Source organism: Limnofasciculus baicalensis BBK-W-15 (genome assembly GCF_024178385.1).
GTDB lineage: Bacteria > Cyanobacteriota > Cyanobacteriia > Cyanobacteriales > Coleofasciculaceae > Limnofasciculus > Limnofasciculus baicalensis.
This window is the reverse complement of sequence record NZ_JAMZMM010000740.1, coordinates 1-1,151: the sequence shown is the minus strand read 5'-3', so window position 1 is coordinate 1,151 and position 1,151 is coordinate 1. Positions and strand designations below refer to the sequence as shown.

2 protein-coding genes are annotated in these 1,151 nt (G+C 41.8%); both read left to right on the top strand.

Annotated features, from left to right (window positions below; genetic code table 11):
* Nucleotides 1–162 precede the first annotated feature (162 nt).
* The gene (locus tag NJ959_RS29885; protein ID WP_254015393.1) at nucleotides 163–408 is read left to right on the top strand and encodes an AbrB/MazE/SpoVT family DNA-binding domain-containing protein; all 246 of its coding nucleotides are present in this window, start codon (nucleotides 163–165) and stop codon (nucleotides 406–408) included.
* The gene (locus NJ959_RS29880) at nucleotides 405–800 is read left to right on the top strand and encodes a type II toxin-antitoxin system VapC family toxin (protein WP_254015392.1); all 396 of its coding nucleotides are present in this window, start codon (nucleotides 405–407) and stop codon (nucleotides 798–800) included. Before NJ959_RS29885 ends, NJ959_RS29880 begins: the two co-directional genes overlap by 4 nt.
* Nucleotides 801–1,151: the final 351 nt, after the last annotated feature.

Genomic DNA, 1,151 nt, shown 5'->3' with positions numbered 1-1,151 from the left:
TTCGTCAATCTGTCAAGTCTTTGAGCGCGATGCCTCTGGCAAGCGAAGCTATCGCGTTGCGCTACTACTTGCAGATGACACTCAATATCCTATCCGAGTGCCTTTTTAAATGGGATTATGGAATTAAATAAGATAGAATGAATGGGTTTTGGAAAAGACATCATGTCCATTGCCACGATTACCAGCCAAGGGGAAACAACCATCCCGCCAGAAATTCGAGAGAGACTTAAGTTACATCCGGGCGATCGCATTCGTTTTATAATTGCTCCTGATGGTAGAGTCTACATTCAACCTCTCCATATCCAGGTTGAAGAGTTGTCGGGAATCCTCCACAAACCAAATAGAAAACCTGTCTCTATTGAAGAAATGAATGAAGCCATTGAGCAAAATGGTGGAAGCTTGTCATGAAAGGATTAGATACCAACGTTTTGGTGCGATATCTCATCCAAGATGACTTGGCACAGTGGAGACTAGCAGATGAATACATCAAACAGGTTAAGGCAGACGGGGAAACCTGCTTTATCAATAATATCGTTTTATGCGAACTCGTCTGGGTTCTCAAAACTTCATACAAGCTGAGTCGTAATGACATTATCGATATTCTCGAAAAGATACTGAGGGCAGATGCTTTTGAATTCGAGAATGGAGAGGCGGCTTGGTTGTCAATACAGCAAATGAAGCAGGGCAAAGCAGATTTTTCCGATTATCTGATTAATCAGATAAACCAAGAAGCTGGATGTGCTGAGACTGTTACCTTTGACTCCAAGCTGAAAGGATGTTCCGGAATTCGACTGCTATGATTAATATCGCTGCTGATGGAATTTCTGTTAAATCTATCTGGGATAACCACAGGCTCTAAATATCACCTTCCAGGAACCCACATTTTCCCACTATACTAATTTAACTTAAATTCGTCAACATGTCAAGTCTTTGTTTGCGCTCGCGAAGCGCTGCTACTTGCAGCTCGCTCTTCACTGCTCTAACCAAATCCCACTCAACATCCCATCCCAGTACATTATTCCTAATGCACCTTACTCAATCTCTCTTCTCATGGCATTTTTTTAATTCTATCTGGGATAACCACAGGCTCTAAATCTCACCTTCCAGGAACCCACATTTTCCCACTATACTAATTTAACTTAAATTCGTCA

Coding starts and splice junctions, on each gene's coding strand:
- NJ959_RS29885 (WP_254015393.1), top strand. CDS start 163: ATGTCCATTGCCACGATTACCAGCCAAGGGGAAACAACCATCCCGCCA.
- NJ959_RS29880 (WP_254015392.1), top strand. CDS start 405: ATGAAAGGATTAGATACCAACGTTTTGGTGCGATATCTCATCCAAGAT.